Source organism: Desulfosoma sp. (assembly GCF_052743555.1).
Window position 1 is genome coordinate 1 of record NZ_JBRAHS010000011.1, and the last position, 19,286, is coordinate 19,286.

General features: G+C 55.7%; 19 protein-coding genes, 2 tRNA genes and 3 pseudogenes. 14 read left to right on the forward strand and 10 right to left on the reverse strand.

What is annotated here, in order from left to right:
* From ACUVSA_RS08400 to ACUVSA_RS08440, 9 genes and pseudogenes are all read left to right on the forward strand, one after another.
* Positions 1 to 246 (forward strand): annotated as a pseudogene (locus ACUVSA_RS08400) (IS1634 family transposase); the annotation flags it as partial.
* Between the two features lie 453 nt (positions 247 to 699).
* Positions 700 to 933 carry a helix-turn-helix domain-containing protein gene (locus tag ACUVSA_RS08405; RefSeq protein ID WP_445893290.1) on the forward strand — a complete coding sequence of 78 codons (234 nt, stop codon included), beginning with the start codon at positions 700 to 702 and terminating at the stop codon, positions 931 to 933.
* 34 nt (positions 934 to 967) lie between these two features.
* Positions 968 to 1,819, forward strand: a complete 852-nt coding sequence (locus ACUVSA_RS08410) for an OmpA family protein (RefSeq protein WP_445894470.1) — start codon at positions 968 to 970, stop codon at positions 1,817 to 1,819.
* A gap of 340 nt (positions 1,820 to 2,159) precedes the next feature.
* Complete coding sequence (locus ACUVSA_RS08415) at positions 2,160 to 2,597, forward strand: DDE-type integrase/transposase/recombinase (protein ID WP_445894471.1); 438 nt, start codon at positions 2,160 to 2,162, stop codon at positions 2,595 to 2,597.
* A 441-nt stretch (positions 2,598 to 3,038) separates the two neighbouring features.
* Complete coding sequence (locus ACUVSA_RS08420) at positions 3,039 to 3,143, forward strand: hypothetical protein (protein ID WP_445894563.1); 105 nt, start codon at positions 3,039 to 3,041, stop codon at positions 3,141 to 3,143.
* Positions 3,144 to 3,268: 125 nt separating this feature from the next.
* Entirely contained in the window at positions 3,269 to 4,114 is an 846-nt protein-coding gene (locus tag ACUVSA_RS08425) for a DUF169 domain-containing protein (RefSeq protein WP_445894472.1), read from the forward strand.
* A 63-nt stretch (positions 4,115 to 4,177) separates the two neighbouring features.
* Complete coding sequence (locus tag ACUVSA_RS08430; protein ID WP_445894473.1) at positions 4,178 to 4,567, forward strand: hypothetical protein; 390 nt, start codon at positions 4,178 to 4,180, stop codon at positions 4,565 to 4,567.
* The gene (locus ACUVSA_RS08435; RefSeq protein WP_445892353.1) at positions 4,564 to 4,698 is read left to right on the forward strand and encodes a hypothetical protein; all 135 of its coding nucleotides are present in this window, start codon (positions 4,564 to 4,566) and stop codon (positions 4,696 to 4,698) included. Before ACUVSA_RS08430 ends, ACUVSA_RS08435 begins: the two co-directional genes overlap by 4 nt.
* Positions 4,699 to 4,844: 146 nt before the next feature.
* Complete coding sequence (locus tag ACUVSA_RS08440; RefSeq protein ID WP_445894474.1) at positions 4,845 to 5,990, forward strand: hypothetical protein; 1,146 nt, start codon at positions 4,845 to 4,847, stop codon at positions 5,988 to 5,990.
* Between the two features lie 80 nt (positions 5,991 to 6,070).
* Here the strand turns inward: ACUVSA_RS08440 and ACUVSA_RS08445 are convergent.
* Together ACUVSA_RS08445 and ACUVSA_RS08450 are read right to left on the reverse strand one after the other, a co-directional pair.
* Positions 6,071 to 6,146: transfer RNA gene (locus tag ACUVSA_RS08445), tRNA-Glu, on the reverse strand.
* Between the two features lie 7 nt (positions 6,147 to 6,153).
* Positions 6,154 to 6,227 (reverse strand) — tRNA-Gln (locus tag ACUVSA_RS08450).
* Between the two features lie 188 nt (positions 6,228 to 6,415).
* On the opposite strand from ACUVSA_RS08450, the gene ACUVSA_RS08455 reads away from it, so the two are divergent.
* Positions 6,416 to 8,608, forward strand: coding sequence for a RelA/SpoT family protein (locus ACUVSA_RS08455; RefSeq protein ID WP_445894475.1), 2,193 nt, complete (start codon positions 6,416 to 6,418; stop codon positions 8,606 to 8,608).
* Between the two features lies 1 nt (position 8,609).
* Here the strand turns inward: ACUVSA_RS08455 and ACUVSA_RS08460 are convergent, their stop codons facing one another.
* The gene (locus ACUVSA_RS08460) at positions 8,610 to 8,930 is read right to left on the reverse strand and encodes a hypothetical protein (protein ID WP_445894476.1); all 321 of its coding nucleotides are present in this window, start codon (positions 8,928 to 8,930) and stop codon (positions 8,610 to 8,612) included.
* Positions 8,931 to 9,067: 137 nt separating this feature from the next.
* Here ACUVSA_RS08460 and ACUVSA_RS08465 point away from each other — a divergent pair, with 137 nt between their 5' ends.
* The 4 genes from ACUVSA_RS08465 to ACUVSA_RS08480 all read left to right on the forward strand — a co-directional run bounded on the left by ACUVSA_RS08465 (position 9,068) and on the right by ACUVSA_RS08480 (position 11,756).
* Positions 9,068 to 10,522, forward strand: coding sequence for a DegQ family serine endoprotease (locus tag ACUVSA_RS08465; protein WP_445894477.1), 1,455 nt, complete (start codon positions 9,068 to 9,070; stop codon positions 10,520 to 10,522).
* A 182-nt stretch (positions 10,523 to 10,704) separates the two neighbouring features.
* On the forward strand, positions 10,705 to 11,229 hold the full coding sequence (locus ACUVSA_RS08470; protein ID WP_445894478.1) for a chalcone isomerase family protein: 525 nt from the start codon (positions 10,705 to 10,707) through the stop codon (positions 11,227 to 11,229).
* 1 nt (position 11,230) lies between these two features.
* Positions 11,231 to 11,554 (forward strand): HNH endonuclease, encoded by a 324-nt coding sequence (locus ACUVSA_RS08475; RefSeq protein ID WP_445894479.1) that lies wholly within the window; start codon positions 11,231 to 11,233, stop codon positions 11,552 to 11,554.
* Positions 11,555 to 11,570: 16 nt separating this feature from the next.
* Entirely contained in the window at positions 11,571 to 11,756 is a 186-nt protein-coding gene (locus ACUVSA_RS08480; protein ID WP_445892360.1) for a hypothetical protein, read from the forward strand.
* Here the strand turns inward: ACUVSA_RS08480 and ACUVSA_RS08485 are convergent.
* From ACUVSA_RS08485 to ACUVSA_RS08515, 7 genes and pseudogenes are all read right to left on the reverse strand, one after another.
* Positions 11,740 to 14,319: an SbcC/MukB-like Walker B domain-containing protein gene (locus ACUVSA_RS08485; RefSeq protein ID WP_445894480.1), complete on the reverse strand. Its 2,580-nt coding sequence runs from the start codon at positions 14,317 to 14,319 to the stop codon at positions 11,740 to 11,742. The two genes, ACUVSA_RS08480 and ACUVSA_RS08485, sit on opposite strands and share 17 nt — an antisense overlap.
* A complete protein-coding gene (locus ACUVSA_RS08490) occupies positions 14,258 to 14,704 on the reverse strand; it encodes a hypothetical protein (protein WP_445894481.1) in 447 nt (148 codons plus the stop codon). The genes ACUVSA_RS08485 and ACUVSA_RS08490 overlap by 62 nt, the downstream gene beginning before the upstream one ends.
* Positions 14,649 to 15,323, reverse strand: coding sequence for an AAA family ATPase (locus ACUVSA_RS08495; protein ID WP_445894482.1), 675 nt, complete (start codon positions 15,321 to 15,323; stop codon positions 14,649 to 14,651). Before ACUVSA_RS08495 ends, ACUVSA_RS08490 begins: the two co-directional genes overlap by 56 nt.
* A 138-nt stretch (positions 15,324 to 15,461) precedes the next feature.
* On the reverse strand, positions 15,462 to 16,457 hold the full coding sequence (locus ACUVSA_RS08500) for an ABC transporter ATP-binding protein (RefSeq protein ID WP_445894483.1): 996 nt from the start codon (positions 16,455 to 16,457) through the stop codon (positions 15,462 to 15,464).
* A pseudogene (locus tag ACUVSA_RS08505) lies at positions 16,430 to 17,407 on the reverse strand (ABC transporter ATP-binding protein). The gene ACUVSA_RS08500 and the pseudogene ACUVSA_RS08505 overlap by 28 nt, the downstream one beginning before the upstream one ends.
* Before the next feature lie 122 nt (positions 17,408 to 17,529).
* Positions 17,530 to 18,234 (reverse strand): ABC transporter permease, encoded by a 705-nt coding sequence (locus tag ACUVSA_RS08510; RefSeq protein ID WP_445894484.1) that lies wholly within the window; start codon positions 18,232 to 18,234, stop codon positions 17,530 to 17,532.
* A pseudogene (locus ACUVSA_RS08515) lies at positions 18,235 to 19,243 on the reverse strand (ABC transporter permease).
* Positions 19,244 to 19,286: the final 43 nt, after the last annotated feature.

The window sequence follows — 19,286 nt, forward strand, 5'->3', positions numbered from 1 at the left end:
TATCGACCGCGCTCCTCACGAACGGATCTTTCCGACACGAAGCTTTGGAAGCTCTATAACATGCTCACCCAGGTGGAAGCGTCCTTTCGAAGCCTGAAACAGAAGCTTTCCTTGCGGCCGGTTGATCACCGCATCTCCGAGCGGATTCAGGGGCATGTTTTGGTGACCGTCCTTGCTGACCATCTCTTGTGCGTTATCCAAAGGGCGCTCCATGCCGTCGGGATCCATCATCACTGGACAACTTGACGAACACATCTCAGCGGCCAAGTGCGTGTCACCACCGGCATGGTCAACGACAAGGGGCAGGTCACCCATATTCGATAAGTGAAGAACCGAAAATGCACTTCAAACGATATCAATACCTTACGCAAAAAGGTGACAAACTTGGGCTAGGCTTTGGCCATGGAGACAGTCCCTGCAAGACCTTTCAAGAGCAGTTTGCCAGCGTTTCTGCCCGGGCTCCCGGATCCGGGGGCCCGGGCAGAAACCTTGCCGTCCCCTTCGTACAAAGAAGCAATTCACGCCAACGACTTGTCCAATTCTGGTCCAAACCTGCCTTAACCTTGTCAGAAAATCGCGACAAAATGGTGCTTGACCCACCTCACCACACCTGCTACGCAAAAACCGTCATAAAGCAATTTTTTATCACCTCACCTCAGCTCACACCTGTCGCAGGCGGAAGTCAACAAGAGTCTTGGAATGGATGGAAACAAGTGGTTGACCATAGAGGAACCGGCTGCATGCCTGAAGATGGGCCGGACTAAGCTGTACCGCATGGCCCAGGAAGGAGACATCTCGGCTTCCATGGTCGGCAATCAATGGCGCTGCGACCGCGAAGACTTTGACCTGTGGATGAAAAGTCAGGGGCCAGGGGCGGATAAGGTGGCCACCGGAGGGACGAAAGGAATCTCGCCTCGAGTCCTCCGCTCCTGAACCGTTACGACCGCCTATGGTTAAGGAGCTATCGATGATGAGAAATGGTAAAATAATTTGTTGGAGCGTGGTCTTGATGCTTGGCTTCAGTGGTCTCGCCTTGGCTCAGGAGGATCAAAAGGGGTGTAAGGACCATCCGCTTTTTACCAGGATAGAGGGATATTATCTTTGGACATGCCAGGTGAAAGAATTTGATGCCTTTGACTTCATCGATCCCGCGACAAAGCACAAGGTTACAATAGAAGGAAGAAAAATATACACAGGCTATTCAGTCAAAAAAGGTTTTAAGGGAAAATATTCCTACATCCAGGTTTCACGCAATTACACAAATGCCATCGAAAGACTTGGAGGAACCTTCTGGGTAAATGATCCCAGAACACCCTTTAAAACATCCATGAAGCTCCTTAAAGACGATAAAGAAATATGGGCTTATATCCATATTGACACGGACGCGGACAATTTTCATCTCATCATTGTCGAAAAACAGGCTATGACGCAGGAAATCGTGGCCGATGCGAAGACCATGGCAGCTGATATCAGCACATCGGGAAGGGTTTCAATTTACGGGATTTATTTTGACTTCAATAAGGCGGATATCAAACCGGAATCTGAAACGGCTTTGCATGAGATAACAACAATGCTTCAGCAGGACCCCAAGCTGAAAGTCTATGTTGTCGGCCATACAGACAACATCGGCGGCTATGACTACAACATGAAGCTCTCTCAGGAAAGAGCCGAAGCTGTGGTCAAAGCATTGGTTTTAAAATACAAGATTGCCCCAGATCGTCTGAAGGCTGCTGGTGTCGGACCCTTGGTCCCTGTCACATCAAATGATACCGAGGATGGAAAAGCCAAAAACCGTCGCGTCGAACTGGTCAAGCAATAGGGGGAGAAAATGAAGAGAGTATCCTCGGCCTTGGGTGCGATACCTAATCTGAGCGATTCTGTGCTTTAAAAGAACGCCCTTTGGGGTCTATTGCTGAATCGAATGCGGTTTTGGCAGGATCTTGTTCGCGCCAACGCAAACCCAAAGGGTATGAGCCCATTATAAATCGTACCCAACATTAGTGCCCTCTGTGCCAATATTCTTGACACTGTTCGGATCGTACCATCTACCGAATCATCGAGGCGGTTCACGGGAAGGTTAAAGACCGCCGCCGGCAGCATGAGAGGTCTGCCTATGAGAAGCCCGCACTGCATGCCTCCAAACCCAATGAGCTCTGCTCATGGATATCACGAAGTTATCGGGACCGGCGAAGTCGACTGACTTCAACCTCTACGTCATCCTGGATATTTTCAGCCGCTATGTGGTCGGCTGGGTGGTGGTGCACCGTGAAAGTGCAGCGCTGGCCGAGCATCTCATCCGCGAGACCATCGCCAAGCAGCGCATCATGGCCGGTCAGCTCACCATTCATGCGGACCGCCGTTCTTCGATGAAATCCAAGTGCGTAGCCCAGTTACCGGCAGACATGGGAGTGAGAAAGAGCCACAGCCGCCCGTATGTGAGCAATGACAATTTTTCTCTGAAGCGCAGTTCAAAACGCTCAAGTACAGTCCGCAATTTCCCCGGCGGTGTGGATCCATTCAAGATGCCAGATCTTTTTCTCAGGGGTTTTCTCAATTGGTACAACAAGCTCACCGCCACGGCGGCATCGGTCTGGTAACCCCCGAGCAGCTCCGTTATGGGATGGCTCAACAGATGGTGGTCCACCGAGAGGAGGACCTTCGGTGCGCTTTCAAGGCCAATCCCAACCGTTTCAAAAGCGTCGAGGTCTCGTTTTTGGGTACGACTTACCTGATTTCCGATGAGGGAGTACGTCGATCGCATGGCGAAGAATTCAAGGATGCCATTGGAACTGTATTGATCCACTATGTTTTGAAAGGCAGCTCCAGCCGACCAGCGGCCGATTTGTGACTCTTTCGGAACTACCGGGACCACTGTTCAAACACGGAAGTTATTCCAGTAGTGCCCTAGAATGGCCTATCGTTAAGCGATTTCAAGGTCGCATTCCAGAATTCTTCGCAGCGGTTGCATCGTATGGCGGGCGCCTCGGTGGAGAAGCAGGGTCGGGTGCCATAAGCCGCAATTTTGATTTATTCCACATATTCCAATACAGCTCATTGTTTATGACCGGGACGAGGAATTTCCTGCACGGGCAAGCCAGTTGTTGGATGTTAATAAGAGCCGGACCGAGGAGGATGGATCTTAACTTTCCGGGCTTTTTGTGGCATTGTTGAGAATGGTTTCATTGGGGATGTGTTCGTGCCGGGTTATGGTTGGGTCACTCCATATTGCGGGAAAAACCCATGAAGGCTCGAGCCAGAGGAGGGGTTTATGGAAAGCAAGGTGGTGCAGGCTTTGGGCATGCGTCATGAGCCTGTAGCCATCGTGTGGGCTAATGAGAGGCCTGAGGGCGCTTCGGTTTTTCGCCCGGGCAAATGGGGATGTGTCATGTGGATGCTGGCCGGGGCTTCTCGGGGAAAACCCGCTGCCTTCGATCGTGAATCCTATGGGTGTTGGGGAGGGGGCGTCGGCTTGGGCTTTGGCAACCAGTACAAGGCCTTTCCGGGTGGCGAGGCCTGTTTTCACTATTTTTTGTCCGTGGGAAACAAGCATTGGGATCAAGGACGGGCCGTGAGTGAAAAGATGCAGGCGGCGGGCGGCGGAGCCTTCGTGGAGGATTTTACAGAGGGCGAAGGGTATCTCAAGGACCCCGAGCTTGTGGAGCGCTTCGTTCAGGATCTGCCCATCGTGGACATTCCCACGCGCTACGTCGTCTTTCAGCCGCTCAAAGCGGTGGACCCAACCCAAAATCCACCGCAGGTGGTCGTCTTTTGGGCGGAGCCGCACCAGTTGGCCGCCTTGGTGGTCTTGACCAACTACGCGCGAGCAGGAAACGAACACGTGATTGTTCCTTTTGCCGCGGGGTGTCAAAGCATCGGGATCTACGCTTACCGGGAAGCCCAAAGTGAAAAGCCGCGCGGTGTCATCGGCCAGATGGATCTTTCCGCTCGACTCAATGTCTGTAAGACCATGGGCGACCATGTGTTGACTTTCGCCGCTCCTTGGAAGCTTTTCTTAGAGCTTGAGGAAAATGTTGCGGGCAGCTTTGTGGAGCGATCTGTCTGGGGGCAGCTCAAGGCGCGATTGGGGATTGCCAACAAAGACAACACGCGATAGCGAGAGGGCCTGCCCGGCCGGAGGGGTTGTCGAAATCAAGTTGAGGTGCTTGAGAAAATGCCCATGGAATCTACTATAGTGAGTCGAGTTTACGTCATTTTCAAGAGGACGCGCTGTTGCCTTCGCATCTATACGGACATGGATCGACACGGCTTTCAATCGGCCCTTGAGCAGGCGCTGCAGGAGCGCAGAAGTCTTTTCCTTCATGTTTATCAGCCCAATAGAAAAGGGTTTTTTAAGAGCCACACGACGGTGACCCCTTACGAAATTTTGGTGGACTGCCTGTTTCATGTGGAAGAAGTGAACCACAACGGCGGGGATCCGTGCGCAGAAAAGGCCAAGGAAGCTCGATTGCTGGAGAGGCTTTTTCAAGAGCACGGCCTCATGTGTGACCGTCAAGCTCTCCTTGCGGCGTGCCGTGCACCAGGGCATGGATATAGGATGGGTCCATGAGCGAAAAAGATCGGGCGTCGAGGTGGTTGGAGACCATCAAGGGTCTGGAAAAGGAACGTGACCTTTTGCGCCGGCGCGTCCAAGAATTGGAAGAGGCCTTGCAAGGGTGCCTAAGTCGTTCTCGGCACTGACTGGGGTGCGGGTTTGCCGACTGGTGGCTGGATGCCACAAAGGTTCTTAGCGAAAAAAACAGCACCTCTCCTTTCAGGACAATACCCTGTCGTCCCGTGGATGCGGACAACCAAGACGTAGACGAGCAATCTTCCAAGGAGCCTTCATGAGCAAGCCGGCTTCCGTATTTGCGTTTTTCATTGACGGAAAGCCGGCGGGCAAAGACGCTCTGGTACGCCCGCTTCCCACTGGGTTGACGCTCGATGCCCCGCCCATGGACTATGGGCAATACTTTTCCGCCTTGCAGGAGGCTCTGGAGCACAACGGCCTGACGCCCCTGCGGCGGAGTGTGGAACTCCTCACGGGAAGGCCTCTGCTAGCGGAAAGGATTCGCCGGGTGTGCATCGACAGCGTGAAGCACGGCGCCCTGTACAACGTGGCTAAAATTACGGTGCACCTGGACGGCCATGACCATGTCTTTGTCATGAACTCCGCCATGCATCCTCAAAGGCAGAAGGCTCTACAGCGGGAGTGGCACACCTTGCAGTCCCTTGCCTGCACGCCTGTGGCCCCTTTTGTGCCGCAAGGGCTGTATTCGGGGCGAGGCCATTGGATTGATAAAAGCGGCGAGGCGAAGCCCTTTGTTTTTTTTCTTGCCCCGTGGTTTGAAGGATATCACGAGTGGCACATGGAAAAGGGCTTTGACGGGACTGCACAAACCGTGAGGGTCTGGGAAGATTCCTCCGAAGGTGCCGTGCTCACGCAAAGCCAGACCGTGCAGCTCATGGAACAGGCGGCGTACCTGTTGACTCTGGCTTTGGACCGAAAAGATTTCCTTCAGATCTATCCCTGGCATCACGCCGCGGGAGATTTCGTGGTTGCGGTGGACGGTGCGAAAGTGGACGTTCGATTGATTTCCGCCCGAAACCGAATGGTGCTGATACCGCCAGGTTCTCTGGAACATGAAAGGCTTTCAGCGCTGGCCGCTTTCCTCTTCACGCTGTCCTTTCGCATGCGTGTGGATCGGGATCAGGGCACGGGAGACTTGGTCTGGGCTTCCACTTCGTGGCTGGATGCGGTCCTGCGCGGTTTTTTCCGGGGTTGGACCGACGGCGCACCCGATGATGAACCCCCGGCGGCCCAGAAGATTTTAACGACATTTCAGTCTCTTGATGCCGAAGACTGGGAAACCGTTGGTTCGGTGCTTCAGGACGATCTTGTGGTGGACGCTGAGGAAGCGCCGCTGGTTTCGAAGCGCCTTGGGGAACACGCCAGGAACCTGCATGAGGCCTTTCGCGCCGGGGCCCTCTAGTGGGCATTGACCTACTGTGGCGCGTAAGAAGAAGTGAGAAACAAAAAAGGGGCTTCATCCGCTCCCTTTAAGTTATCTTCTGGTAGTCCCAACGGGATTCGAACCCGTGTCTCTGGCGTGAGAGGCCAGTATCCTAGGCCACTAGACGATGGGACCAAAAAAATGGCTGGGGGACTAGGATTCGAACCTAGGCTAGCGGATCCAGAGTCCGCCGTCCTGCCGCTAGACGATCCCCCAACGCGGTGCATGAACCTACTGGAATCCCTTCGTCAAGTCAAGGCCTAAACACGGTGGGCGTGGCCGAAGAGCGCTAAGCGCCTGAATGTTCTATTTCCGGGTGTCCGCCTTTGCCAGAATGGGATATATTGTCCATCAAACATGACACGGCGCGTGTGCGCCTCCATGGTGCAGAAAGGGGATGGACCTTGTACCAGCAGCTCTTCGCAGAAGAACCCGGGCAATTTGACGTGGGCATCTACCGCCTTCGCATGGAGGAATTACTGCCGCCCGACAATCCGGCCAATGCCCTGTTTTACCGGGCTTTGGAGTATGCGCTTGATCTTCATGAAGGGCAGATGCGAAAATCAGGGGCGCCTTACATCAGCCACCCCTGTGCCGTGGCCTACATTTTGGCCAAGGAAATGGGGATTCGAGATCCGGAAATGCTGGCTGCGGCCGTACTTCACGACGTGATCGAAGACGTCCCTTTTATAGATTACGAAATCCTCGAAAGAACTTTCGGCACGGTTGTGGCGGACCTGGTGGAAGGGTGTACCAAGATGACCCGGCTGCATCAGGACCGTGCCGTGCTCAAGGACCTGACCCATAGCAAAATTTTGCAAACGGCCAGCCGAAGGCTGGGCGTTTTGGTCGTGAAGCTTGCGGATCGGCTGCACAACCTGCGCACCTTGCATCATCTCCCCAAGCCCAAACAGCAACGCATTGCTCAGGAAACCTTAGAGATTTATGCACCTTTGGCTGCCAAGCTGAATATTTTTCACCTCAAACGCGAACTGTACCACCTGTCCCTTTCCTATCTTTATCCCAAGAAAAGTAAGAAAATCCTCAATGCCCTGCGGTCGCTCTATGGTCATGCCAGCATCTTGGAAATCACGGAGCGCCTCAAGGAAGCCTTTGCGCACCGGGATATGGACGTGATTGTTCGCAGTCGCGTCAAAGGGTTGGGGACCTATTACGATGCGGCCAAAGGGACCCTGCGGTTGGCCAACGCGGAAAACCGAGTGGACTTCACGGTGGTCCTGCCTTGCAATGACGTGGATGCCTGCTATTGCGCTCTGGGCGTGGTCAATTCCACCCTGACTCCGGTGCCGCGCAGTCTTCGTGATTTTATCGCTAATCCTAAGAACAATGGCTACATGAGCCTGCATACACGAATTCATTACAAGGGCGAAAACTACCTGGTCAAAGTGCGCACGGCCGCCATGGACGAATGGGCGAGCCACGGGGTTCTGAGCCAGTGGAACAATCCGGAAATGATCTCAGAGGCATATTTGAAAGATATCAGTGAATTTCTGCGCAGTGTGGGCGAATACGGCGGCCCGCCGCCGCAGCGCCGCAACCTGATCCAACTCTCTGAAGCGGAGGAGGTAACGGTTTATACGCCGCACGGCGATGCCCACACATTTCCTGTGGGCAGCATTGTGCTCGATTTTGCCTTTAAGATTCACTCCGACCTGGGCAACCATTGCATGGGAGCCATTATTGGAGGGCGTCGTGTGCCGCCGACGCAAAGGCTTAAAGACGGGGATACTGTGCGGGTGCTCAAGGCGGAGACGGCCGTGCGCTTTGATCCCGATCTGGAACGCCTCTGTGTGACCCCAAAAGCCCGCAACGCCATTTCCAAGGAAATCGCACGGCGGCGGCGCAACTGCGCCTATCACATCGGGCGCGATCTTTTACTCCAAGAACTGCTGTCCCATGGATCGACGCCGAGGGCTTTGGAACGCGAGGAAGTGCCGCTCATTTTGGAAGTGCTCAACGTTAAATCCCTGGAGGATCTTTTTGTCATGATCGGCCAGGATCTCATCTCACCGCACGCTTTTCTCTACTACCTGCAGGATGTTCCCAAGAAATCCGCGGGCAATACGCGCCTGCGGCCTGAAGAAGAAGACGAGCCGGCCCACGAACGCAAGGTGCTCAAGGTGAACGACCTGGACCCTGCCGTGCATCGGTTTGCGGGATGTTGCCATCCGTATCCGGGGGAACCCAAAGTCCTGGCCACGCTGAGCGAACGTGGCGTCACCTTTCATCGGTCCCGGTGCAGCGATGTGACGGAGCGCCATGGTTTACCGCCCCACAAGCTCCTCGACGTCCGGTGGGGCGATGAATCTCCCTGGAGAAGTCCCATGGCCATGTGGGTGAGGGTGATGGGTTCGGACAAGCAGGCTTTGCTGCCCCTTTTGGGAAACATTCCTTCAGAGATCGAGGTGAGGCGCCTGGAAGGGCAATTTCGCACAAACCTTCCCCAATGGGTCACCTTTCAAGTGATCCTCAAGGGCTTTGAAGACGCTCAGCGCCTCTTTGGCTGCTTTCCTTCAGGAACCGTTATTGTGGAACGATACGGTTCCCTGGACGCCGCCATCGATCTTGAGGACTGATTCAATGAAGGGAACGGTTGCTGTGGATTTCCTTGAATATTTTTCGCGCTACGGCGTGCAGATCCACCTTTTTCACGCCAGCCACTTCCACGAGGAGAAACTGAATCCACGCTCCGCAGCAAAAGCTCAGAAGACTTTGAGGGTTCTTGAACACAGCCTCTTCCAATGCACCCCCTTCATAAGCCTTTGTCATTAGATCCATAAGAGTGAGATAAAGTTCTCCTTCTCCATAACGACGCACGGCGTCTCGGTAAATGGCAGACAGTTCAGGGTTCCTTTGCAGAATCTTGGCACTGTCGCGGCATGCCTGTAACAATGTCATCGGGCTTTCGTGACCTCCTTGCCATGCCTCGTTCTTGATTTTTCCCGGGCTTGGTTTATGGTGTATAGCAAATTTTTTGCACGGCTGAAAAGATGTGAGGATAGGAAATTGCCGCTCAACAGAAAGGAGATCATAGCATGTTTCAGGTACCGAGGCGTGGAATCCGTTGGCCATGGATGGCGGCAGTGTGGGCGTGTGTCGTGGTGCTTGGAGCTTCAGGCACACCGCGTGGGGCTTTCGGGGCAACGAGCCTTTTCGGTTCCAATCTTCCCCCGTCTTTTGCGGACCTGGCGGATAAAGTCAAAGACTCGGTGGTCAACATTTCCACCACGCAGGTCATCAAGGGGCATCCGTTGCAGCCTTTCATGGATCCTGATTCTCCTTTTCGGGAATTTTTCGGGGATGAGTTTTTCAAGCGTTTTTTCGGGGACATGCCCAAGGGATCCATGAAGACCAATTCCTTGGGTTCCGGTGTGGTCATCGATGCCACGGGACTCATTTTGACCAACAACCATGTGGTGGAAAAGGCCACGGAAATCAAGATCAAGCTTCAGAATGGCAAGGAATATGCCGCCAAGGTTGTGGGACGGGATTCCAAGACCGACCTGGCTCTCATACAGGCGGAACCGGACAAGCATTTTCCCAAACCCGCGGTACTGGGGGATTCGACCGCTTTACGCGTGGGCGACTGGGTGATGGCCGTAGGGAACCCCTTTGGCTTGGGCCATACGGTGACCATCGGCATCATCAGTGCCAAAGGGCGCATTATCGGCGCGGGGCCTTACGATGACTTTCTACAAACCGATGCCGCCATCAATCCGGGCAATTCGGGAGGCCCGCTGTTCAACATGAACGGCGAAGTGGTGGGCATCAATACGGCCATTGTGGCTCGAGGGCAGGGCATCGGCTTTGCCATTCCCATCAACCTGGCCAAGGACCTTCTGCCTCAGTTGCGCACGGGCAAAATCGTGCGCGGGTGGCTGGGCATCATGATTCAGGATGTGACGCCGGAAATCGCGGAATCCTTCGGTCTCAAGGAGACGAAGGGGGTTTTGGTGTCCGATGTGGTGCAAGACAGTCCCGCCGAAAAAGGGGGCATTCAGGCGGGTGATATCATCACGGAATTCAACGGCGAGGAAGTGCATGACGCCCATGAGCTTTCCCGGCGCGTGGCGGCGACCCCGCCCCATTCCGAGGTCAAAGTGGGACTGCTTCGAGATGGCTCCAAGAAAGTGCTGACCCTCAGCCTGGGCACCATGCCCGACGAAGAAGCGGCGGCGTCTCAGCCCGAGACCACGGAAAACGTGTGGGGCCTCACGGTTCAAAACATGACCAAGCCGCTGGCCGAGCGTTTCGGATGGGATCCTTCGGAACGCGGGGTGCTCGTGACCAAAGTGGAACCGGACAGTCCCGCAGCGGAGGCCCGTCTGCAGCCCGGAGACCTCATCAAGGAAGTGAATCGCAAGAAGATTCAGAATGTGCGGGACTACAACCAGGCCATGAAAGGCGCTGAAAAGAAAAAAAGTTTGTTGCTTTTGGTCAAGAGAGGAGAACGAACCTTCTACGTCGTGCTGCAAATGCCTCAGAACTAGCGGCCGTGGGGCGGACACCGGCGGACACGTTGGTGTTTCACAGAGGGGAACCCCACTTTTCAGTGAGGTATCCGGTGGCGCGAAATCAAAAAGGTGAGGACTTCAAGTCACGGAGGGTCATGGCATGGGTCAGGTGAGAAGGGGGGGGACGTGGTGTTGGGATTGTCGGATTCCTAGGTGTTATGCTGTGGGGGGCGCTGGTGCATGCGGCGCAAGTGCCGAACTTTCCGGGCGAAATTTCCATCGGCCAGATGCGCTGCGTGCTGAACGGTTTCGGGCTGCGCAAGAAATTCGTTGTGGACGTCTATTATGGGGCTTTGTACGTGGCCGAGAAATCTTCGGACGCCCCGACGATCATTCAGGCGGACAAGGCCAAGGGCATCGTGATGCATTTCGTGTACAAAGAAGTGGAAGCCTCCAAGCTGGTGGAAACCTGGAAGGAGGGTTTTGAAAAGACCGCTCCCAATCCCAGCGCGGCCCTCAAGAGCCGTCTGGAAACCTTCATGGGTTACTTCACCGAACCGGTGAAAAAGGGCGAAGAAATTCGGCTGCTCTATGAGCCCGGCGTCGGAACCCATGTGATGATCAAGGGGCACGAAAAAGGTGTGGTGCCTGGCGCTGACTTCATGCAGGCGCTCTGGGGCATTTTCCTCGGTGACAAACCGGCTTCGGAAGCGCTCAAAAAGGGCATGCTGGGGCAGTCGTAGAATGCGTCAAGAGGACTTTTTCGAGCCTTTCATGGTCACGGTTTCGTCCGAACACATTCGGCGCGAAAAGGAAAAGGCTCGAGCTTTAAGAAAAACCCAGTGGTGGCAGCGCCGGCTTGCCAGAGGACGCTGCCACTATTGCGGCAAGCGGGTTGCACCCACGGCATTGACCATGGACCACGTGGTGCCCTTGGTGCGCGGCGGACGTAGCACCAAGGGCAATGTGGTGCCATGCTGTAAAGAATGCAATTCCAAGAAAAAATACCTGTTGCCCACGGAATGGGCGGACTATCTCAAGCGATGTGCTCAAACGACCTTCTCGTAAACGTACAGGTGGTGCCATGACATCGGTTCCTCAACCCGCCCCGAACGAAGAGCAGATGAAATGCCGCGCGTGCCCTCTGGCCGTTTATTGTTTTTCGGATCCCAGCACATGGGTGTTTCGCACCATGGCGGAGCTTAAAGAGAAAACACGGCAGATCGAGGAATGTGCCGTGCGCCAGGCGGGACTCAGGGCATCACGATGATTCGAGACATGCCTTCCGGTTGCCGTTCCACGCGAATCTGTGTGGGAATCTCTTCGGCCAGCCGTTTCACATGCGAAATGATGCCCACCATCTTGCCGTTGGCTTGAAGCCGACGCAGCGCCGTGATGACCCTGTAGAGGGTTTCGTCGTCCAACGTCCCAAAACCTTCGTCAAGAAACAGGGACTCGATCTTTCGATGCTGAGCGGCAAGGTCCGCCAAGCCCAGAGCGAGGCTCAAGCTCACCACAAAAGTCTCTCCCCCGGATAAGGTGCGTATGGAGCGGTGGTTTCTTTGGTGCATGAGATCTTCAACCACGAAACCAAAGCCGTTGTCCTTCACGGGGCGAAGCCTGTAACGGCCGCTGAGGAGTTCCAAGTGGGTGTTGGCCTGATCCATGAGTCGCTCCAGCATGGCTCGGCGCACTTTTTCTCGAGCCTGGACGCTGTGTTCTTCCCGGAAGGCCTTTTCTTCGGCCTTCAGTTCCCTCAGTAGTCGTTCCTGATCCTCCACGGCTTGAAGCAATGCATGGTGTTCTTGAACCGATTGGCGAAAATGGTCCAACTGGGCTTCCAGAGCTTGAAGATCCTGCTGCAGGGCATCGCGGCGTTTTTGCAATTCCAGAAAACGGGCGGCCACGTCTTGAGCCGACGCCATCACATGGGGCTCCGGTTCGGCCGCGGAAACGGCCTGCTGTGCCGCTTCCACAAGGGCCCGGGCTTTTGTCAGGTTTTCCCGCGCGTGCGCAGCACGCTCTCGAACGGACGTGTCGTCTTGCAGGAGTTTGAACGCGCTTACTGCTTCCGTCACGGAATTCAGCCCGACGGCCCTGACAGCATCCTCCAGCTCCGCACGCAAGACTTCGTAGGTCTCGGTCGTGGTTTTCAGCTCGGGTTCCAGGGCGCGCAGCTCTCTCGCCGTCGCTTCTAGACTCTGTTGAAGCTTTTCCATACGATCCTGAAGCTGTTCCTGCTCGCGGTTCCATCGCCCCAGGCTTTCTTCCATGGCCCGCTGTTGTGCCGCCGCCTCAAGCCCGGGATAAAAAGCTTCTCGTTCGGCTTTCATGGATGCGAGTGCGGATTGCAGAGAGTCCACCTGGGTGCCGGCGGCTTCTCTTTCCTTTTCCAAGCGCGCTAGGTCCAGGGCGATGGATTCCCATTGGGACTGCAATGATCGCCTGCGGTCTGCAAGAACCTTTTGCTCCTTGACGGCGCGCTCATAGGCATCCCGGCGCCGACGCAACCGCTGCAGCACATCTTTTTCGGCACCCTTTTCCGGAAATCGTTCCTCGTAAGCTGGCAGAAGCCTACGCAGTTCTTGGGCCACGGCCTCAGCCTCACCCATCAACCGCTCGATCTGCTTCTGGATTTGTGAGATGGCCTGCTGCGCCGCGTGATGTGCTTGTTCCATTTGTCGCCGTTTTTCTTCCTCTCGGGTACACGCGTTGAGTCTTCGACGAAGCATCCAGCCAGCCCAGTGCACGCGCCATCGCTTGAATCGACTGGAACGCAGCGCGGATTGCGCCTGACGAAGATCTTTTTCCAGACCCTGAAGGGTTTCTTCCAGGGTGTTCGGCTCTGCGAGTTCCAGCTTCAAGCCAGCCTGGCGGCAGACTTCCTGCCATTCTTGAAGGATGTGGGAGGCGGCGTGGGCCTGTTTTTCCAGTTGGGCGCTCTGAGCGTCCAGATTCGACACTTCAGCCTCAAGGGCGGCGATACGGCCTTGCAGGGCATCAATGCGGCCGTGAAGCTCGGATAGGTCAGGGAGGCCCTCCGTGAGAAAGGGATGCGTGACGGAACCGCACAGAGGACAAGGCTTTCCCTCCTGCAGCTTGGCCCGTTCGGCGCTCACCCTCTGAAAACTTTCTTTCCAGATGATGTCCGCTTCATAAAGGTGCATGTGCCCGAGGGCCTCTTGGAGGGAGGCCTGCGTTGCTAGCCGGCGTGCCGTCAGCTCAACGCGCGCCTTTTGAAAATCCATGGCGAGGCCTTGTTGGTAAAACTTTCGGGATATGGAGAGAAGTTTTTTGAGGGCGGCAAGGTTCTTCCTACGTTCCTTGATGTCTTCTTTCAAGGTCGCAGGCGCCGTGTCCCCGATGAGTGCTCGAATCTCTCGTTGGAGAGACTCTTTCTTCATCACCGCCTGGCCGGCTTTGGCCTGCATGCGCTGTTCGCGCCTTCGGGCGTGTTCCAGAGCCGCAGCCGCTTTTTCCAGGCTCTGCTGAGCTTCGGAAAGTTGAGCCGCCTGAAGGTCTTCTTCTTGTCGAAGGTGTGCCAGTCGTTCCAAAAGTTCCTGAAGCCGGGCCATGTCTTTGGCCAAAGCGGCCCCGGTTTTATTTTGATTCAGTTGTTCGCTCAGGGCTTCGGATTGGGCGGATGTTTCCTCAAGGTGGGTCTTGATCTGATCTTGGCGGGCCAGCAGGTCTCGATAAGCGCGCTCCAGTTCCATGGACCGTGCCAGAGCTTCTTGCAGCCGCTGCTCGTGGCGCCCAATCTCGCGGTCTTTACTGGCGGCCTCTTCCAAATGGGGAAGCCTGGCCTCGAACTGTCGCCTTTCTTCTTCCAAAGCCGACCGGGTTACGGCCAAGCGGCTTTGCACTTCCTCGAGTTCTTGCTGCTGCTCGGCCCCCTTTTCGGCGAAGGTCATCTACGCGGCTTTGAAGACCATGCCGGGCTTCCTCGAGAGCCATCAACCGGCGCACGGCTTCTACAAGAGGTTCGGAACCCTGTAGGGCTTCCATGTGTTGCAGGGCTTGCTGCGCGGCCAGGTCTTGGGCTTCGGCGGCCGACAGGTTTTCTTGGGCTTGGCGAAGTTCTTGGGACAACCTTTCCAGGGTTTGCAACCGGCGTTTTTTTTCTTCCAAGTCGCCGATTTCCCGCTCCAGATCTTCCAGTTCACCGCGCCGTTCGCTTTGTTGTTGTTCCAGTTGGCGCCGGCGTTCTCGGTCCACAGGGGGGGTAGGAGGCGGCAAGTTCCTTGAGGTGCAGGAGACGTTCCCGAGCGGCCGCTGTGCGCTGATAAAGCTCCTGGGCCAGGTCCTGAGCCACTTCCTCGCCGAGGATCATTTCAAGGATTTCCGACCGTTCATTTTCCAGAGCGTTCAAAAAAGCGGCAAATTCCCCTTGGGCCAAGAGGACCGAGCGGCAGAAGCGCTTGAAATCCAAACCGGTGAGTTCGCTCAGTCGCGTGCAGACGCGAAGGAGGCGATCCTCTAGAAGTTCTTCCGTGCCATTGACGAGGGAAAGGGACATTTCAGGGCCGAGAAGCCCATTGGGTCCTTGTCGAGCCCACCATCGGCTGCGATAAACCTTCTCGGCCACCTGAAAGGTAACTTCGGCGTAGGACTCATCTTCGAGCCAGCTGGTGATGTCCCGTTCCGGATGACGAAGACGCGCGGTTTCCCCGTAAAGACCGAGAGTGATGGCATCGAGAAGGGACGATTTTCCTGACCCGTTGGGTCCGGTGATGGCAAAGAGGCCCGTGTCGGAAAGAGGCGGCGCATCAAAGCGAATGTCCCATTCCCCTCGAAGGGAGCTGATGTTTTTGAAGCGCAGGCCCAGTATTTTCATTGTGTGAACTCCATGATGCATTCAGGATAATCGAATTTTGCGGCTTATGATCCCTTCACACCGATTCCTTTTTTGTCAAGCTTTTCCTGCCCACCCCGGAAGTCTTTCTTTCCCTTTTTTGATGTGTGTGGATCTATGTCAGCGACGGTGACAGGCCACGCTGCGGCCGGGCTCGATTTCCTTTAGCGGCGGCATTGCTTGGCTGCAGATGGATGCTCGTTCGCTGCATCGTAGATGAAAGGGGCAGCCGCTTGGAGGCCGAATGGGGCTGGGGACATCGCCTTCTAAAAGAAGGCGCGGTTTTCGGGCAGTCGTCGATGGATCCGGCAGTGGAGCGGCGGACAAGAGGGCTTGTGCATATGGGTGAAGGGGTTCCTGAAAGAAAGCTTCCTTGGTGCCGATTTCCACCAGGCGTCCCAGGTACATGACACCGATACGGTGCGCCATGTGTTCCACCACACTCAGGTCATGAGAAATGACCAGGTAGGTGAGCTGGAATTCCTCTTGAAGTTCCTCCAAAAGATTGATCACTTGGGCTTGAATGGACATATCGAGCGCGGACCCGGGCTCATCGGCTACCAAGAAGACCGGGTTCAGCGCCAAGGCCCGCGCAATGACAATGCGTTGGCGCTGTCCTCCGGAAAATTCATGCGGATAACGCTCAGCATGCTCCGGCTGCAGCCCGACACGGCTGAGCAGGCCGATGACCCTTTCACGACGTTCCGAGGCGGAACCCCATTGATGAATCGCCAGGGGTTCTGCAATGAGTCGCCCGATTTTTTTTCTGGGATTTAAGGCCGAATAGGGATCCTGGTAAATGATTTGAGCACGGCGGCGGAAGTGAAAAATTTGGCGGGCGTTCAAGGATCCCAGGTCTTTGCCTTCAAAGAAAACGTGCCCGCTCGTGGGTTCTTCGAGGCGCAGCAGCAGACGGCCCAAAGTGGATTTGCCGCACCCGCTTTCTCCGACCAAGGCAAAGACTTCTCGACGCGCTATGCAGAAACTCACATCTTCGACGGCTCTGACCACACCCGCTGTGGATCCAAAGCGCGTAGCGCGCAGGGGGTAATGCTTGACCAGATTTTTCGCTTCGCAGATCACTTCTTTCATGAACGTATGAGCGGATGCCAGCATCGCACGCGATGTCCTTGGGATATGTCCGTCCAGCTGGGAGCCTCCACAAAGCAGGGTCCTTTGGCTTGAGAGCAAGGCTCCTGAAAAGCGCAGCCGGAGGGCAGGCGGTGCAGGTTGAGCACGGTGCCCGGAATGGGCGTGAGTTTTCCTCGTCACGCACCGATTTTGGGAAGCGACGCCAACAACCCTAAGGTATAAGGGTGGGCCGGCTGGAAGAACAGGTCCATCACCGGGGCTTCTTCCACAGCCTTTCCTGCGTACATCACCACGACGCGACGGCAGGTTTCAGCCACAACGCCCAGATCGTGGGTGATGAGCAAGACGGCCATGCCGATTTCTTCTTTAAGCCGTTGCATCAAATCCAGAATTTAGGCCTGAATGGTCACGTCCAAAGCTGTGGTGGGTTCATCGGCGATGAGGATCTTGGGCCGACAGGCCAGTGCGATGGCAATCATGACCCTTTGGCGCATGCCGCCTGACATCTGGTGCGGGTAATCACGCACTCGGCATTCAGGGTCGGGAATGCCCACCAGGGACAACATGCGAACGGCTTCGCGCTCGGCTTCTTTCTTGGGCAATCCGCGATGCTTACGGAGCACTTCCTGAATCTGAAAGCCCGCCGTGTAGACCGGATTCAGGGATGTCATGGGTTCCTGAAAGATCATGGAAATCTCGTTGCCGCGAAGCCGTCGCAGAGCGCTTTCCGGAAGCGAGACAAGGTCGAGGCCTTCATACAGGATGCGCCCCAAGGCGATTCTTCCCTGCGGTTGGGGAATAAGCCTGAGAATGGAAAGGGCTGTCACGCTTTTGCCGCAGCCGCTTTCTCCGACAATCCCCAAGGTCTCCCCATGATGCAATTGAAGATCCACACCGTCCACGGCACGCACGACGCCGCGCCGCAGGCGAAACTCGGTGCATAGGCCCTGAATGTCCAATAGAGCGGGCGTCATTGAGACCTCAAGGACGGATCGAGCACGTCTCGAAGTCCGTCTCCGAACAGGTTGAAACCCAGCACCAAAAACAAGATGGCCAGACCGGGAAAGGCGGCCACATGAGGCGCCGTCTGAATGTATTACCGTCCCTCGCTCAGCATGGCTCCCCATTCGGGCTGCGGGGGGCTGGCCCCCAGACCGAGAAACCCCAAAGCCGCTGCCTGAAGCACGGCGGTTCCCATGCCAAGAGTAGCATACACGATGATGGGGGCGAAGGTGTTGGGCAAGATATGAAGGAAAAGCACGCGGACATGGCTTCCCCCGAGATGTCGAACGGCTTGCACATAAAGCTGTTGTTTGAGGGACAAGGCGTTGGAGCGGACAATGCGGGCATAGTGAGGAATGTAGACGAGTCCCACGGCAATCATGGTGTTAGGAAGGCTGGGACCGAGAATGGCCGTAATGACGATGGCCAAGAGAACGGCGGGGAAGGCCAAGAGGACGTCCATAACCTGCATGATGAGGCTGTCCAAGGGATCCCCGAAATAGCCTGCCAAAAACCCCAGTACAGTACCCGGTACGAGGGAGATGGTCACCGAAATGAAACCCATCATGAGGGAAATGCGGCTGCCGTGAATCACCCGGCTCAGGATATCCCTTCCCAGGCTGTCTGTGCCGAAGAGATGTTTGAGGCTGGGCGCCTGGAGTCGGTCCAGAGGAGCCGGCACCAGAGGGTCGTAAGGGGTCAGATAGGGCCCCACCGCCGCCAGCATCACGATGCCCGCAATGAGGCACAAGCCAGCAGGGCCGTTCGAGGGCGCAAAAGATCGTCGAGCAGTTCCCATCTATTCATGGATGCGAATCCTGGGATCCAAGAACACGTAGACCAGATCCACCTCCAGGTTGATCAGCGTCATGAGGACTGCGAAGATGAGGACGCAGCTTTGCACCGCAGCGTAGTCGCGCCCCATGAGAGAATCCACAACGTAGCGACCCAGTCCGGGCCAAGAAAAAATGGTTTCCGTCAGCACCGCCCCGCTCAGCAGCAGGCCCAAATTCAGCCCCAGAACCCTCACCACGGGTAGCATGGCATTGCGAAGGGCATGTCGCAAAATCACCACCCGTTCCTCCATCCCTTTGGCGCGTGCCGTTCGAATGTAGTCCTTGTTGAGGACTTCCAGCATGCTGGATCGTGTGATCCGTGCCACCACCGCCATGGGGATGGTGGCCAGAGTCAATGCGGGAAGCGCCAAGTGATGCATCCCGTTCCAGAAAACATGCCAGCGCCATGTGAGCAGAGCGTCCACGAGCACGAGTCCCGTGATGCCCGGAATATCCAGGCTCATGTCCAGCCTGCCCATCATGGGAAAAAAGGTATTTTACAGAAAAAAGATAAATGAGCATAAGGCCTAACCAAAAGATGGGCATGGAAACACCCACCAGCGCCAGAAACATGGCAGTGTAATCTCACAGGGAATATTGACGCACGGCGGAAATCACCCCTGCAGCCATTCTCAAGACGGTGGCCAGAAACATGGCCGCCAAGGACAATTCCACAGTGGCAAGGAGCCGAGGGCCGATTTCATTGAGAACGGATGTGCCGGTGCGCAGGGACACACCCAGATCCCCTTGAAGGGCGGTTTTCAGGTGAAGCCAGTACTGGACCGCCATGGAGCGGTCCAGTCCCAGCTTGTGGCGAAGTTGAGCCAATTCTTCGGGTGAAGCGTATTCACCTAAAAGGAGCTGCGCAGGATCACCGGGAATCAAGCGCAACATGAAAAAGACCAGCAAGGACACTCCGAACAGAATGACGACCAGCTGTCCAAAGCGGCGGCCCACATAGCCCCATGGCATAGTGTGTGCCCCTTTCCGCTATTATTCTTTCCAGACCATCTGA